Origin of the sequence: Euzebya sp. (genome assembly GCF_964222135.1) — a bacterium.
GTDB lineage: Bacteria > Actinomycetota > Nitriliruptoria > Euzebyales > Euzebyaceae > Euzebya.
On sequence record NZ_CAXQBR010000004.1, the window covers coordinates 48,100 to 64,002 of the forward strand.

General features: G+C 74.0%; 11 protein-coding genes and 1 riboswitch. Of the genes, 8 read left to right on the forward strand and 3 right to left on the reverse strand.

What is annotated here, in order from left to right; genetic code table 11:
• Window positions 1-56: 56 nt before the first annotated feature.
• From ACEQ2X_RS02225 to ACEQ2X_RS02250, 6 genes are all read left to right on the forward strand, one after another.
• Window positions 57-4,649: a cell wall-binding repeat-containing protein gene (locus tag ACEQ2X_RS02225; protein ID WP_370324120.1), complete on the forward strand. Its 4,593-nt coding sequence runs from the start codon at window positions 57-59 to the stop codon at window positions 4,647-4,649.
• Window positions 4,650-4,697: 48 nt separating this feature from the next.
• Window positions 4,698-5,960 (forward strand): EAL domain-containing protein, encoded by a 1,263-nt coding sequence (locus ACEQ2X_RS02230; protein WP_370324121.1) that lies wholly within the window; start codon window positions 4,698-4,700, stop codon window positions 5,958-5,960.
• Between the two features lie 27 nt (window positions 5,961-5,987).
• Window positions 5,988-6,054, forward strand: a riboswitch (guanidine-III (ykkC-III) riboswitch).
• A gap of 10 nt (window positions 6,055-6,064) precedes the next feature.
• Window positions 6,065-6,382, forward strand: a complete 318-nt coding sequence (locus ACEQ2X_RS02235; RefSeq protein WP_370324122.1) for a multidrug efflux SMR transporter — start codon at window positions 6,065-6,067, stop codon at window positions 6,380-6,382.
• 77 nt (window positions 6,383-6,459) lie between these two features.
• A complete protein-coding gene (gene icmF / locus ACEQ2X_RS02240) occupies window positions 6,460-9,678 on the forward strand; it encodes a fused isobutyryl-CoA mutase/GTPase IcmF (RefSeq protein ID WP_370324124.1) in 3,219 nt (1,072 codons plus the stop codon).
• A 1-nt stretch (window position 9,679) separates the two neighbouring features.
• Window positions 9,680-10,174: a MarR family winged helix-turn-helix transcriptional regulator gene (locus ACEQ2X_RS02245; RefSeq protein ID WP_370324125.1), complete on the forward strand. Its 495-nt coding sequence runs from the start codon at window positions 9,680-9,682 to the stop codon at window positions 10,172-10,174.
• Window positions 10,175-10,235: 61 nt separating this feature from the next.
• On the forward strand, window positions 10,236-12,095 hold the full coding sequence (locus tag ACEQ2X_RS02250; protein WP_372530535.1) for an HD-GYP domain-containing protein: 1,860 nt from the start codon (window positions 10,236-10,238) through the stop codon (window positions 12,093-12,095).
• Between the two features lie 22 nt (window positions 12,096-12,117).
• On the opposite strand, the gene ACEQ2X_RS02255 is transcribed toward ACEQ2X_RS02250, so the two are convergent.
• Window positions 12,118-13,167, reverse strand: coding sequence for a pirin family protein (locus tag ACEQ2X_RS02255; protein WP_370324128.1), 1,050 nt, complete (start codon window positions 13,165-13,167; stop codon window positions 12,118-12,120).
• Between the two features lie 108 nt (window positions 13,168-13,275).
• Between ACEQ2X_RS02255 and ACEQ2X_RS02260 the strand changes: the two genes are divergently transcribed.
• Both ACEQ2X_RS02260 and ACEQ2X_RS02265 read left to right on the forward strand, forming a co-directional pair.
• A complete protein-coding gene (locus ACEQ2X_RS02260) occupies window positions 13,276-14,340 on the forward strand; it encodes a GNAT family N-acetyltransferase (protein WP_370324129.1) in 1,065 nt (354 codons plus the stop codon).
• Window positions 14,337-14,498 (forward strand): hypothetical protein, encoded by a 162-nt coding sequence (locus ACEQ2X_RS02265; protein ID WP_370324131.1) that lies wholly within the window; start codon window positions 14,337-14,339, stop codon window positions 14,496-14,498. The genes ACEQ2X_RS02260 and ACEQ2X_RS02265 overlap by 4 nt, the downstream gene beginning before the upstream one ends.
• A 13-nt stretch (window positions 14,499-14,511) precedes the next feature.
• On the opposite strand, the gene ACEQ2X_RS02270 is transcribed toward ACEQ2X_RS02265, so the two are convergent.
• A complete protein-coding gene (locus ACEQ2X_RS02270) occupies window positions 14,512-15,087 on the reverse strand; it encodes a metal-dependent phosphohydrolase (RefSeq protein ID WP_370324132.1) in 576 nt (191 codons plus the stop codon).
• Window positions 15,084-15,903: o-succinylbenzoate synthase (gene menC / locus ACEQ2X_RS02275; RefSeq protein ID WP_370324133.1), on the reverse strand; the 820-nt coding region annotated here is incomplete at its 5' end. The genes ACEQ2X_RS02270 and menC, both read right to left, overlap by 4 nt.

The window sequence follows — 15,903 nt, forward strand, 5'->3', positions numbered from 1 at the left end:
GTGCCCGGTCGGCGCCCCGAGGCGGACCGGACTGGAGGAGCTGTGCATACTGGGGCATGAGCCACCGCAGTCAGCTCTCCCTCGTCCTGCTCGTCCTGCTCGTCGCCGGGGTGCTCCCCGCCACCGCGCAGGGGGGTGGACGGTTCCCCTCGGACGACCCCGACCCGCGGGTTGGCACGCCCGACGACCCGGAGTTCGACTGCTCCGAGCCGGACGACGAGGATGACGTCGACCCCTGCCCGTCGATCTACGACGAGCAGTACGGGCTGTTCGGCTTCGCGCCGGCCTCGACGCAGCTGACCGCGCGCTACCGCACCGGCCCGGATGCCGGCCAGCCGATGGTGTCCGGCGTGTCGGCGGACCTTGCCTGGAAGACCACGACCGGGGACCCCCTCGTGACCATCGCGATCCTCGACACCGGCGTCCGCTGGGGCGACGAGCGGATCCGCACCAAGATCTGGCTCAACGCGGCCGAGCTGCCCCGGCCCCAGGGCAGCGGTACCCACGACGCCGACGGCGACGGCGTGGTGACCGTCGACGACTGGGCGGACGACAGCCGGGTCGCGGATGCCAACGACAACGGCCTGCTCGACGGCCAGGACCTCATCCGCGCGTTCAGCGACGGCGTCGACGACGACGCCAACGGCTACGTCGACGACATCGCCGGCTGGGACTTCTTCGACGACGACAACGACCCCTCCGACGACTCGTCCTACTCAGCCGCGGGCGGGCACGGGACCGGCCGGGCGCGGGAGGCGGCCGAGCAGACCGACGACGGCATCGCCAGCGCCGGAGTCTGCCCCGAGTGCCGGGTGATGATGCTGCGCGAGTGGGACTCCTTCGTCGTCCCCGGCGACAACTACGCCGCGGCGACGGTCTACGCCGCCGACAACGACGCCCTCGTCCAGGTCGTCGCCAACGGCGTGCTGACCAACTCCGCGTCCGCCCGCGAGGCGGCCAGCTACGCCGCGGACCGCGGGATGGCGCTGATGCACGTCTCGAGCGACCTCAACACCTCCAACCACAACTACCCGACGAACTACCGCGAGAGCATCTTCATCAACGGGTGCGTCCCCGACACCGTCGGGCTGGGCACCGAGATCCCCGGTCTGCAGCCGATCGTCGACGGGCTGGGGGTCATCGACTCCCAGGTCCCGCCCACGACGTTCTTCCGCCAGTCGAACCTGACCCAGCACGGCGAGCACGCGGCGGTGTGCTTCATGGCCGTCACCGGGTCCGAGGCCACCGGGCAGGCCGGCGGCGCGGCGGGCCTGCTGCACTCGAGGGCGATCGAGGTCTTCGGCGAGCCGCTGACCTCCGACGAGGTCAAGCAGCTGCTCACGATGACGGCCGAGGACGTGCTGGCGGCGAACACCCTCGGCATCGGGACCGCCGATCCGGCTCAGGAGGGGTTCGACGTCCACTTCGGCTACGGCCGCGCCGACCTCGCCGCCGCCGTCGCCCGCGTCGCGGCGGGCCAGGTCCCGCCCGAGGCGTGGATCGACGACCCGGCGTGGTGGACCCTCGTCGACCCGGTCGCGACCCCGACCCTCGAGGTCGCCGGGCACGTCGCCGCGGACCGAGCCGACGGCTGGACCGCCGAGCTGCAGTGGGCGCCCGGCAACGAGCCGGCGGAGGGGGACTTCACCACCGTCGCCACCCTGGACGGCGATGCCGCCCACGACGGGGTCCTCGGCACCATCGACATGGCCGACGTCGCCGCCGCGACGCCGGGGTCGGCCGACGGCACCCCGCCGGCCAGCCCCACCGACCGCCTGTTCACCGTGCGGCTGGTCGCCACGGATGCCGACGGCAACCGCGGTGAGGACCGCAAGGCCTACTTCGCCCACCACGACCCCTCGACCCACGAGGGGTGGCCGCGGTTCACCGACACCGGCGGCGAGACGTCGCTCGTGTTCGCCGACCTCGACGGCGACGGCACCCAGGAGGTCATCGACGCCGACTCCTCGGGCTGGCTGACGGTCACGAGCCACACCGGCCAGCCGCACGCGCGGTTCAACGGCGGTCGGCCGTTCCAGCTGCCACCGGCGTTCTACCACCACCCCGAGGTCCCGGCCTTCGCGAGCGGCGCGGTGCCCGCCGTGACGAGCGGCTGGCGCACCCCGGCTGTCGCGGACCTGGACGGTGACCTGTCACCCGACATCGTCGCGACGACCTGGGATGGGCGGCTGTACGCCATCGATGCCCGCGGGCGGGTGCTCGACGGCTTCCCGGTGTCGGTGGATCCCGACCTGTCGGCCGACCCGACCGAGGCGGACCACCGCAAGCGCGGCTTCCTCGCCGCCCCGACCATCGCCGACCTCGACGGCGACGGCGCCCGCGAGGTCGTCGCGGCCGCCCTCGACGGGCACCTCTACGCGTGGCAGGCCGACGGCACCCCGCGGGACGGCTTCCCGGTGCGGCTGGCGGACCCGGACGAGCCCGAGTTCTCCGGCGGCGAGCTGATCGCCACGCCCGCCGTCGGCGACGTCGACGGCGATGGCGACCTCGAGATCGTGTCCGGGTCCTCAGAGGTCTACGGCGCCACCACCGGCGCCCCCGGGGGGATCGAGGAGGCCGTCACCGGGCTGGTGACCAACCTGGTCGCCGGACTGGCGGGCGGCTCCACGCGGCTGTACGTCGTCGAGGACGACGGCACGTTCGCCGACGGCTGGCCCGTCGCCGTCAACGCGATCCTGCCAGACATCCTCCCGCTCGTCGGCCCGCAGCACGTCCCCGCACTGGCCGACGTCGACGGCGACGGCGACGACGAGATCGCCTACTCGGTGACCGCCGGGGACCTGTCGCTGTACGACGGCGACGGCTCGGTGATCCGCAGCTACTCAGACGAGCTGCCCGCATCGGCGGTACCGCCTGCGCGCCCGGAGGGCGCGACCCTTCCGGTGACGCTGAACCTGGTCGAGTACCCCTCGATCGGCGACCTCGACGGCGACGGCGGGCACGACATCGTCAAGGGAGGGGTCGGGGCGACCCAGGCGGTCAACCTGGTCCTCACCGGCCAGAACCTGCCGTACGAGCACCTGGTCCAGGCCTGGTCGATGGACGCCGCCCCCTACCGCCCCGGGTTCCCCGCGGCGATCGACGACTACCAGCTGCTGAGCGCCCCCGCGATCGCCGACGTCGACGGTGAGGCCGGCGCCGAGGTGCTGGCCACCTCGGGGCTGTACCTGCTGCGCGCCTACGACGCCTCGGGTGCCGAGGTCGCCGGGTTCCCCAAGCTGACCGGGGGCTGGACCATCGGGACCCCCGCCGTCGGGGACCCCGACGGCGACGGGTTGGTCGAGATCGCCGTCGGCACCCGCGAGGGCTGGCGGCTGATGTGGGACACCGACACGCCGGCCGAGCAGCTCGACTGGACCACCGAGTCCCACGACGCCTGCCACACCGCCAACGCCGGCACCGACTGCACCCCGCCGGCGCGGGTGACCGACCTGTCGCTCGAGGACGGGGCGGTGACGTGGACGCCGACCGGCGACGACGGGCGGTTGGGCGAGGCCGCCACCTACGAGGTCCGCGCGGCCGACCGGCCGATACGCACCTTCGCGGACTGGCAGGCCGCCGACGTGGTCGCCACGGACGTCGCCGCAGGTGATGCGGGGGCCGGCGTGGCGGTGCCCGCCGACGTCGCCCACGTCGCGGTGGTCGCCCGGGACGACGCCGGCAACGCCTCGACCATCGCCGCCACGGGTGTCGCCGAGGTGACCCGCCTCGCCGGCGACGACCGGATCGAGACGGCCGTGGCGGTGTCACAGGCGACGTACGAGTCCGCCGACACCGTCGTGATCGCCCGCGCCGACGTGTACGCCGACGCCCTCGCCGGCGCGCCGCTCGCCGTCCGCGAAGAGGCGCCGCTCCTGCTCAGCCACCCCGACGTCCTGCCGGCGGCCACCGCCTCCGAGCTCGACCGGCTGGGCGCGGGCACCGCGGTCCTGCTCGGCGGCGAGGCGGCCCTGTCCGGCGAGGTGGCGGACGACCTGACCGCGCGGGGCATCACCGTCGAGCGGGTCGCCGGCCCCACCCGGTTCCACACCGCCGCGGCGATCGCCGAGGCGTTCGACCCCGCAGGCGAGGCGCTCCTCGTCGAGGGGATCCACGCCGACCCGGCGCGTGGCTGGCCCGACGCCCTGGCCGCCTCCGCCCTGGGCGGAATCGCCGACGTGCCGATCCTGCTGACCGCCGCCGACGCCCTGCCGGACGTGACCGCCGAGGCGCTCACCGGCCGGGCGGCGGTGACGATCATCGGCGGCGAGGTCGCCGTCGCGCCGGCGGTCGCCGATGCGGCCGGGGACGCCGCCGGCGTCTCGCCGACCCGGATCGCGGGGCTGACCCGCTTCGAGACCGCCCGGGCGGTGGCCGAGGAGGCCCTCGACCGCGGCGCGACGCCCGAGGCGGTGTGGCTCGCGACCGGCGCGGCGTTCCCCGACGGCCTGGTCGCCGGCGCCGCCGCCGCGGCCACGGACGGGGTCCTGCTGCTCGTCGACCCGATCTCGCTGCCGCCGGAGGCACCCGCCGCGGCGTTCCGCGCCGCGCACGCCGACGAGGTCGCCCGCGTGCTCGTCGCGGGCGGGACGGCCGCGGTGTCCGACGCGGTGCTCGAGGCCGCGACGGCGATCCTGGGCGGGGGGTGACGCCCGACCGGGGGTAAAGATCGAGGTGGGCGTGCCGATGTGGAGGGGGTGCAGACGGCACCCCACGCGATCACCGCGCCGGTCACCGTCGCCAGGCTGCTCTCCAAGGGGAGGATCCGGGCGGTGTACCAACCCGTCGTGCGCCTGGACGACCGGTCCGTGGTGGGCTACGAGGCGCTCATGCGCGGACCCGAGGGGTCGCCGCTCGAGTCGGCGCGCGCGCTCATGGAGGCCGCCGAGGCGGAGGGCCTGACCGAGGAGCTCGGCCGAGCGGCTGTCGCCGCGGCGATCGACGGCGCCAGCGAGGCCGGGCTCGGCGCCACCCACACCGTCTTCCTGAACATCCGGGCGAAGACCCTCACCACCCGCCTGCGCGACGACGCGGTCATCGAGCGCGCGGGGAACCGGCTGCGGCTCGTCTGGGAGTTCGTCGAGCGCACCCTGCTCGAGGACCCCGCCGGGCTGCTCGCCGCCGTCGAGAGCTACCGCGAGCGCTACTGGGGGGTCGCCCTCGATCACGTCGGCACCGACAACGCCGCCGCCCTGGCGCTGCTGCCGTTCGTGCGGCCCGACGTGATCAAGCTCGACCTCGGCCTGATCCAGCGGAAGTCGACCCGCGACATCGGCCGGGTCGTCGCGGCCGTCGCCGAGCACGTCGAGCTCAACGGCGGCGAGATCGTGGCCATGGGTGTCGAGACCGAAGCGCACCTGGAGCGCGCCCTCACCCTGGGCGCCACCCTCGGCCAGGGGTGGCTCTTCGGTCGGCCAGACGTCCTCCCGACCGAGGTGCCCCGCCCCACCGGCACCGTCCCGCTCATCGTCGCCCCGACCGCCCAGCAGCCCTCCACCCCGTTCGACCTGGTCGCCGCGGGCCGGTCGGACGTGCGGATCGCCACCAAGTCGACGCTGCTCGGCCTGTCGAAGTTCATCGAGGGCCAGTCCGACCTGTCCGACCACCGCTACATCCTGCTGTCGACGTTCCAGCACGTCCGGAACTTCACGATCCGCACCCGCGCCCGGTACGCCCGCCATGCGGCCGCCTGCGCCCTGACCGGCATCTTCGGCGTCGGGGTCCCGACCCGACCGGGCGGCGCCACCGTCGGGGTGCCGCTCAGCTCCGACGACCCGCTCGCCCGGGAGTGGACCGTCATCTGCATCGGCCCGCACTACTCCGCCGCCCTGATCAGCCGCGACCTGGGCGACCGCGGTGACGACAGCCGCCGCCGCTTCGAGTTCGTCCTCACCCACGACCGCAGCGCGGTCGTCGCGGCCGCCCGGAGCCTGATGGCCCGCATCGCCCGCCAGGCCTGACGCACCCCACCGGCGTGGCAGGCTGGCAGCGGGTCCGGAGCTGGGACCCCCGGACGAGCAGCGCCGTACCCGGACCGCGACAAGACGGCGTCAGGGAGTTCACCGTGCACTGGATCGTCCTGATCGCCTCCGGCGTGCTCGAAGCCGTGTGGGCCGCCGCCCTCTCGCGCGCCGAGGGGTTCACCCGCCTCGCCCCCTCCGTGGTCTTCCTGGTCGCCCTGACGGCCAGCATGGGCGGACTGGCCTACGCGATGCGCGGCCTGCCGCTCGCGACCGCCTACACCGTGTGGGTCGGCACCGGCGCGGTGCTCACGACCGTCTACGCGCTGGCCACGGGCCAGGAGGCGCTCTCCGCCGTCCGGCTGCTCCTGCTGGCCGGCATCGTCGGGTGCGTCGTGGGGTTGAAGGTCACCAGCCCGTAGGCAGCGGTGCGGTTGACAGACCACACCGGGACACAGATCATAGGACTTCCTACTATTTGATGTCCTAGGAGCTGCTCGTGGTCGAGAAGTCGGACCTGCACGTCCCGGCGAACCCGGTGCGGATCGTCACCGCCGCCAGCCTGTTCGACGGCCACGACGCCGCGATCAACATCATGCGGCGCCTGCTGCAGAGCCAGGGGGCCGAGGTCATCCACCTCGGCCACGACCGGTCGGTCGCCGAGGTGGTCACCGCAGCGGTGCAGGAAGACGTCCAGGGCGTCGCCATCTCGAGCTACCAGGGCGGTCACGTCGAGTACTTCAGCTACCTCGCCGAGTCCCTCCGCGAGCGCGGCGTCGGGCATGTCAAGGTCTTCGGCGGCGGCGGCGGCGTGATCGTCCGCGAGGAGATCGCGCTGCTCGCCGAGCGCGGCGCCAGGATCTTCAGCCCCGAGGACGGCCAGACGCTCGGGCTGCCGGGAATGATCAACACGATCATCCGCGAGTGCGACGTGTCCCTCGCCGACGGCGACGGCCCGGACGCCGATGCGCTGATGTCCGGCGACGAGGTGGCGCTGGCCCGCACCATCACGCGGATCCAGTCCGGCCGGCGCCCCGATTGGCTCGCCGCTCCCGGCCGGGACGTGCCGGTCCTCGGGCTCACCGGGACCGGTGGGGCGGGGAAGTCGTCGCTGACCGACGAGATCGTGCGCCGCTTCCGCCGCGACTACGAGGACAAGCTGCGCATCGCCGTGCTGGCGATCGACCCGACGCGCCGCCGCGGTGGCGCGCTGCTCGGCGACCGGATCCGCGCCAACTCGATCGAGCCGGGCCGGGTGTTCTTCCGGTCCCTCGCCACCCGGGAGCCGGGCGCGGAGGTCCCCGAGGACCTGGACGGCATCGTCACCGCGGTCAAGGCCGCCGGGTACGACCTGGTGATCATCGAGACCCCCGGGATCGGCCAGGGCGACGCGGCGATCATCGACCACGCAGACGTCAACGTCTACGTGATGACGCCGGAGTTCGGTGCGGCCAGCCAGCTCGAGAAGATCGACATGCTGGACTTCGCCGACGTCGTGGCCATCAACAAGTTCGAGCGGCGCGGCGCGGAGGACGCGATGCGCGACGTCGCCCGCCAGATGGTCCGCAACCGCGAGGCGTTCGGCACGCCGTGGCAGGAGATGCCCGTCTTCGGCACGTCCGCCGCCCGCTTCGACGACGACGGTGTGACGGCCCTCTACCAGCACCTCCGCGAGGCGCTGGTCCCGAAGGGTCTGGCCGACGGCGGCGGGGCCCTGCCCCGCGTCGACGTGCGCGCCTCCTCGGGCCTCACGTCGCTGATCCCCGCCGAGCGCGAGCGCTACCTCGCCGAGATCGCCCGGACGGTCCGCGACTACCACGCCGAGACCCTCGACCAGGCCGACCTCGCCGGCCAGCTGCAAGCCGTCCGGACCACCGCGCGGATGCTCGAGGCCGGAGAGGCGGCGGACACCGTGGATTCGCTCGCCGACGACCTGGCGGACGGCCTGCACGAGGAGACCCGCCGCCTCCTCGAGGACTGGCCGGACACCGTGGAGCGGTACTCCGGCGACGAGATCAGCTTCGAGGTCCGCGGTCGGACGATCACCGCCGCCGCCACCCGGGAGACGCTCAGCGGGTCGAAGGTCCGCCGCGTCGCGCTGCCCCGCACCGACAGCCACCGGGACCTGGTCCGGTTCCTCCGCTCGGAGAACCTCCCCGGTCGGTTCCCCTTCACCGCCGGGGTGTTCCCGCTCAAGCGGGACGGCGAGGCGCCCGCCCGCATGTTCGCCGGCGAGGGCGATCCGTTCCGCACCAACCGCCGGTTCCACCTGCTGGCCGAGGGGCAGCCGGCGACGCGCCTCTCGACGGCGTTCGATTCGGTGACGCTCTACGGGCGGGACCCGTCAGAACGTCCCGACGTCTACGGCAAGGTGGGCACGTCCGGGGTGAGCATCGCCACCCTCGACGACATGAAGGCCCTGTACGACGGGTTCGACCTGTGCGATCCGACGACGTCGGTGTCGATGACCATCAACGGACCCGCCCCCACGATCCTCGCGATGTTCCTCAACACCGCCGTGGACCAGCAGATCGACCGGTTCGTCGAGCGGGAGGGGCGGGAGCCCGACGGATCGGAGCTGGACGACATCCGGGCCCACACCTTCAGCACCGTCCGCGGCACGGTGCAGGCCGACATATTGAAGGAGGACCAGGGCCAGAACACCTGCATCTTCTCCACCGAGTTCGCGCTCCGGTGCATGGCCGACATCCAGGAGTGGTTCATCGACCACGACGTCCGCAACTTCTACTCGGTGTCGATCAGCGGCTACCACATCGCCGAGGCGGGGGCGAACCCCATCAGCCAGCTGGCGTTCACGCTGGCCAACGGCTTCACCTACGTCGAGGCCTACCTGGCCCGCGGGATGGACATCGACGACTTCGCGCCGAACCTGTCGTTCTTCTTCTCGAACGGCATGGACGCCGAGTACACCGTCCTCGGGCGGGTCGCCCGGAGGATCTGGGCCGTGGCGATGCGGGAGCGCTACGGCGCGAACGACAGGTCGCAGAAGCTGAAGTACCACATCCAGACGTCGGGCCGGTCGCTGCACGCCCAGGAGATGCACTTCAACGACATCCGCACGACGCTCCAGGCGCTGTGCGCGATCTACGACAACACCAACAGCCTGCACACCAACGCCTACGACGAAGCCGTCACCACCCCGACCGCCGAATCGGTCCGCCGTGCCCTGGCGATCCAGATGATCATCGACTCCGAGTGGGGGCTCGCGAAGAACGAGAACCCCCTCCAGGGCAGCTACGTCGTCGACGAGCTGACCGATCTGGTGGAGGAGGCGGTGCTGGCGGAGTTCGACCGGATCGCCAACCGCGGCGGCGTGCTGGGGGCCATGGAGACCGGCTACCAGCGCGGCAAGATCCAGGACGAGTCGATGCTGTACGAGAGCCGCAAGCACGACGGGTCGCTGCCGATCGTCGGCGTCAACACGTTCCTGCCGCCGGAGGGCGAGTCCGAGGACCTGCCGACCGTCGAGCTGGCCCGTGCGACGGAGGACGAGAAGCGGTCCCAGCTCGAGCGCGTCACCGCCTTCGCCGAATCGAACCGCAGCCGGACGGAGCAGGCGCTGACCGACCTGCAGGAGGCCGCCACATCAGGTGGCAACACCTTCGCCGCGCTGATGGAGGCGGTCCGCCACTGCTCGCTCGGCCAGATCACCGACGCGTTCTTCGAGGTCGGCGGCCAGTACCGCCGGAACGTCTGAGGTGACCGCCGACCTGGATCCGATCGCCGAGGCCCACCGCCAGTGGGTCGACCACGGCTGGGGTGATGTGGCGGACGGGATGGCGGCCGTCACGTCGATCACCCGCGTCCAGGCGCTCTTCCAGCAGCGGATCGACGAGCTGCTCCGCCCCCTCGACCTGACCTTCGCCCGCTACGAGATCCTGCAGCTGCTGACGTTCAGCCGGACCGGCGCGCTGCCGCTCGCCGCCATCGGCCGGCGCCTGCAGGTGCACCCGACGTCGGTGACCTCGGCGATCGACCGGTTGGAGCGCCAGGGGTTCGTCGCCCGCGAGGATCACCCCACCGACCGCCGGGCGAAGCTGGCGCGGTTGACCGAGGACGGTCGAGCCGCGGCGAAGGCGGCGACCGCGCTCCTCAACGAGCAGGTGTTCGCCGCGCCCGGCCTCTCCGCTGAGGACACCCGCAGCCTCGTGGACCTCCTGACCCGCATGAGGCGCAGCGCGGGCGACGTGTAGCGCGGACCCACCCCTCACGCGCGGTGTGCGCGGTGACACGGTGGGGCACAATGTCACGCAGATGGCCCAGGAGCCGGCGGGAGCAGGACGGTGGGTGGCGCGACCGGTCGCCGCCTGGACCGTCCGCGCCGTCATGGTGCTCGGGCCGGTCATCGGCGGGTTCGCCACCGCGTGGGTGGTGGCCACCCTGCTGCCGCCGGTGGAGGGGCTGTGGCGGGTCATCGCCTGGTGGTCGGCGGTGCTGCTCGCCTCGGTCGTCGGTGCCGGCGTCGTCGAGGTGCTCGCCCGGCGCCTCGCGCCGCTCCGGTCGCTCTTGTCCGCGTCGCTGCTGTTCCCCGGCTCGCCGCCCGCCCGGTGGCGCATCGCCGCGCGCACCCCGAGCCGGACGCAGCTGATCGAGCGGATCGAGGAGGCCCGGGAGCGGGCCGAGCAGGGCGACGTCGAGGCGATGAGCGCCATGCTGGCGTTCATCAGCCTGCTGCAGGCGCACGACCCGGAGACGCGCGGCCACGCCGAGCGGGTCCGCATGTACACCGACCTCCTCACCCACGAGCTCGGCCTGTCCGAGGGCGACCAGGACCGGTTGCGCTGGGCGTCGCTGCTCCACGACATCGGCAAGCTCGAGGTGGCAGCCGACGTCCTGCAGAAGGACGGCCCGCTCGACGACGAGGAGTGGGCGCGGATCCGCCAGCACCCCAGCCGCGGCATGGCGCTGTGCGCACCGCTGCTCGACTGGCTCGGTCCCCACGCCGACGCGATCGGCCAGCACCACGAGCGCTTCGACGGCGGCGGCTACCCGGCGGGGCTGGCGGGCGAGGAGATCGGGCGCAGCGCGCGGATCGTCTCGGTCGTGGACGCCTTCGAGGTGATGACCGGGCCGCGCAGCTACCGGACCCGCATGTCGGTGACGGACGCCCGGGCCGAGCTGCTGGCGAACGCCGGGTCCCAGTTCGATCCCGCCGTGGTCCGCGCCTTCCTCGGCCTGTCGGTCCGCCGCATCGTGGCGATCGCCGGTCCCGCCGCGGCGGCGGGGTCGCTCATGTTCCTCCGCCCCTCGCCGGCCCTCGCCAACGGCACCGCGACCGCAGGGCTGGTCGCCCTGGCGGCGGTCGGGGGCGTGCTGACCCCACCGTCGGGGGCCGAGCAGGTCGTCGAGCAGCCCGCAGCGGTCGACCAGGTCGAGGAGGTGGCGGCAGTCGACGAGGCCGCCGGAGCCCCCGTCGCCGGCGACCCGGGCACTGCTGACCCCGAGCCGGCTGACCCCGACCCGGCTGACCCCGACCCGGCTGACCCGGACGCCCCGGCCCAGGACCCCGTCGGCCAGGAGGCCGAGGCCACGGCCGACGCCGCACCTGGGGTGGACGACGCCGACCGCGGGGAGCCCGACCCTGCGGATGACGAGGCCCCACCCATCGCGCCCCAGCCGGATCAGCCGGCCCCCGCACCCACGCCGTCTCCCAGCGCACCGGCACCCGGTCCGGTCACTGCCGTCGGCGGCGGCCCGGTGACACCGGTTACGCCGCCCGCCGACCCCCCACCCCCGGCGGACGGACCTGACGACGCGGACGACGGCGACGACGACGGCGCGGACGACCCGGCCCCCGACGACCCGGCAGGCCCGCCGGACGTGGTGGACCGTCCGGACGTCGGCGCCCCACCGGTCGTCGACGCGCCGTTCGGCCGTCCCGACGCCCCGCCGCCGACGCCCCAGCCGTTCTCCCGGCCGATCGCGCCCCCGCCACCGGCCGACCCCGGTGGCCCGGGTGGCCCGCCGGGGGACCCGCCCGGCCCCGGCGGGGCCGACCCCGACCCCGATCCCGACGGCGGCCCGGGGGGCGCGGACCCGGACCCCGATCCGGACACCCCGGCGGACCCCGATCCCGACACGGGTGGCGGGACCGGCGAGGAGGACGCCGCCTGACGGTTGGGCCGGACCCGACCGGTCAGGCCCCGGCGAGCTCCTCGACGCGTCCGTCCGCGTGCCGGGCGAAGCGGCGCAGCTCGGGGCCGTGGTTGGGGTCGTCGACGGGCCACGGCCAGCCACCGAACCAGGTCGACCGGTAGTCCTCGTAGGCCCTGGCGATCTCCGCCTTCGTGTTCATGACGAACGGGCCGTACTGCGCGACCGGCTCGCCGATCGGCCGCCCCTGCAGCACGAGCGCCTCGGCTCCCGCGCCGCCGGGGGCGTCGTCGGCGATCGTCACGGGCACGTCGCAGCGGACCACCGCGGCGCGGCCCGCGGTCACCTCGGTGCCACCGATGCGGACCGCCCCGTCGCCGAACACGTAGACCACCCGGACCGATTCGGGGTGACGGGCCGTCGGCATGGTCCACGACGCCCGCTCGGACAGGGCCAGGTGCCAGATCTGCACGTCGGAGTCCGACCGCGAGGCGTAGGAGTGCGGGGGAGGGGCGGGCGCCCGGTGCCCCTCCACCGCCTCGCCCGCGACGACGGTGACCTGGACCGGACGGCCGGCGTCGTCGAGGAGGGTGTGCTTGGGGATCTGGTGGTCCCACAGCATCGAGAAGTGCGGCGGGACCATCTTGTCGGTGGACGGCAGGTTGATCCAGATCTGGAAGAGCTCGGTCTCGTTGTGGCGGTCGCGGTGCAGCAGCGGGAACATCTCCGCGTGGACGATGCCGGACCCGGCGGTCATCCACTGGACGTCGCCGCGGCCGAACCGGGCGGCGGCGCCGAGGGAGTCGGAGTGGTCCATCCAGCCGCGCCGCATGAACGAGATGGTCTCGAACCCGCGGTGGGGGTGCTGGGGGAAGCCCGGCACCAGCGACCCGTGGTACATCGACCAGCCGTCGCGCGCGGAGAAGTCCTGGCCGATCGCGCGGCCGGTCAGCGGCGCGCAGGGGCCGAGCTCGTCGTCCCCTTCGGGGTAGTCGTCGTCGTGGTGGACGCAGAACAGGAACGGGTCGACGGTCTGCCACGGGCGTCCCAGCTCGACGGTCTGGATCACCGCATCGGGGGTGGGCGACGGCATCTGCGCTCCTCTGCTCGTGCGGGGCCGCCTGCTCGGCACCGACGCACCCAGATGGTATGGATCCCTACGATCCGGCGCACGGGGTGCACCGGCTATCGTCGTCGCCCGATGCCGTCCGCCGTCCCCACCGGTCCCGCGTCGCCGGGCGTCCCGGCCCGGGAACGCCGCTTCTACCTCGAGCAGTTCACAGGTCGGACGCTCGTGATCGCGCGCGCGGCCGGGTCGCCGGCGGACGTCGCGCCGCACGCCGAGCCGGTCGATGCGCTGGTCGCCGACCTGGTCGCCGAGGGAGTCCGCGTGGTCCTGGTCCAGCCGGGGGGCCGCGTCGCGCACCTCCAGCCCGATGACGCGGGCGTCGTGGCGGTCTGGCGGCAGCTCCGCCGCCACGGGCGGATGCGGATCGCCCTGCCCGACGACCACGACATCCTCCGCACCGCGGTCCGCCTGGCCGCCCGCCTGCGGGCCTTCAAGCTGGTGCTCGTCTCGCCCACGGCGGTCCGGCCGACGCCGGAGTCGCGTCCCGCGTCGTTCGTGTCGCTCGACGCCGCCCACGCCGACGGGGAGGGGTTGGCCGCCCTCGCCGCGGAGGCGCTCGCCGGCGGCGTGGCGACGGTCAACGTCTGCCACCCCGCCGACATCGCAGAGGAGCTGCTCACCTACGCGGGCGCCGGCACCTGCTACACGCTCGGCGACTACTGCCGGGTCGAGCGGGTCGGGATCGACGACTACGACGGCGTCGCCGACCTGATCGCGCACGGGGTGGAGGAGGGCTACCTCAAGCCCCGCGAGCCCGACGCGGTCGCCCAGCTCATCGTGAACGGGTACGGCGCCCGCGTGGGCGACCACCACCTCGCCGGCTTCGCCGCCCTGCTGACCGAGCCCTACGCGCGCGAGGGCCTGGGCGAGGTCTGCGCGCTCACCACGATCAGCCGCTTCGCGGGGGAGGGGGTGGGCAGCCAGATCGTCGACGCGATGCTCCGCGACGCCGCCGACCGCGGCCTCGCCGGCGTCTTCGCCTGCACCACCGCAGAGCCGGCGGCGCGGTTCTTCCGGCGGCTCGGGTTCGTCGAGGTCCCCCAGGCCGAGCTGCCCGCCGCGAAGTGGGACGGGTACGAGCCGGACCGGCGGACGTCGCTGCGCTGCTTCCTCCACCAGCTGGTGATGCTCGGGTGATCCTCGTCGACGACGCGGTGTGGCGCTGGCGCGGTCGGCTGTGGGCGCACAGCGACGTCCGGCTGCGCGCCGTCGAGCGCGGCGCCGTGCCGGTCGGCTCCCGCGAGCTCGTCCGCCGGCTGCGGGCGGCGGGGTTGCGGAAGCCGAGCCGCGCGTAGCTCGGCGGAGCGATCAGGTGACGGGGCGCAGTGAGGCCAGCTCGGTGGTGAGGTTCCGCCGGGCCGGTGCCTCCCAGCGCTGGCGGGCGACCGCGGTGCGGTAGATCGTCGGGCGGGCGAGGAGCCCCTCCAGCACCGCGATCCGACCCTCCCGCCAGGTCTGGTCGTCCAGGTGGGCGTACTCCGCGCGGACCGCGCGGCGGTAGGCCTCGTAGGGCTCCGGTGGACCGCCCAGGACGGCCAGGTCGGCGTCGCACAGGATCGCCCCGTCCGGGTCGTCGCCAGCCGGGTCGTGGCCCGCGGTCAGCCGGACCAGCCGGGCGACCTCGGCGGCGTCAGGGTCGTCGGCCAGCCAGTCGCGGGCGAGCTCGGCCGACCGCGTCTCGTCCTCACCCGGTCGGCCCTCGTACACCGCGTCGTGGAACCACGCCGCGAGCACCGCCGCCCGGCCGCCACCGAGTTCGACGACCGTGGACGCCACCGCCGCCGCGTGCCCGAAGGAGTGGTAGGTCCGCGGCGGGTCGGCGTAGCGGGCCTCGAGCCGCCGCCGGAGCTCGGGGTCGAGCACCGGGCCCGCCTCGCGCGTCATCGGCCAGACCGGTCGAGCTGGACCTGCTGCACCGTCGCGGCCGCCAGCGCACCGCGGTCGACCTCGAAGCCCATCCCCGGGCTCTGCGGGACCTCGAGGTGGCCGTCGACCATGGCCATCGGCCGGGTCACGACGTCCTCGGCGAAGAACCGGTCCGAGGGCGAGTTGTCCCCGACCAGGGTGAAGCCGTCCAGGGCGGCGAGCACGGTGTTCGCCGCCCGTCCGATCCCCGTCTCCACCATGCCGCCGCACCACACCGGGACGGCGTGGGCGCGGCACAGGTCGTGCATCCGCACCGCCTCGGCGAACCCGCCGACCCGACCCGGCTTGATGTTCACGACGTCGACGGCGCGCAGCCGGATCGCGTCGGCCACGACCGCGCAGGACGTCGCGGACTCGTCCAGGCACACCGGGGTCCGCACCGCGGCCGCGAGATCCGCGTGGGCCATCAGCCGGTCCGCTGCGAAGGGCTGTTCGACCATGAGCAGGTCGAAGAGGTCGAGCCGCGCGAGGAACCCGATGTCGGACGGGTGGTACGACGCGTTCGCGTCCACCTGCAGCGGCACGTCCGGCCCGAACGCCCGCCGGACGGCCCCGACCGGCTCGAGGTCCCAGCCCGGCCGGATCTTCAGCTTGATCCGCTGGTAGCCGGCCTCCAGGGACCCGCCGACCACGTCGACCAGCCCCGTCACCACCTCGCCCCCGAGGGCCCGCTCGTAGGCGGAGCGCTCGATGGCGGGCGCGCTGTCGAGGTTGCGCTGGCCGCGGGTGGCCACGATCTCGTCGATCAGGCCCGGGCTCGCCCCGTGGGCGGCC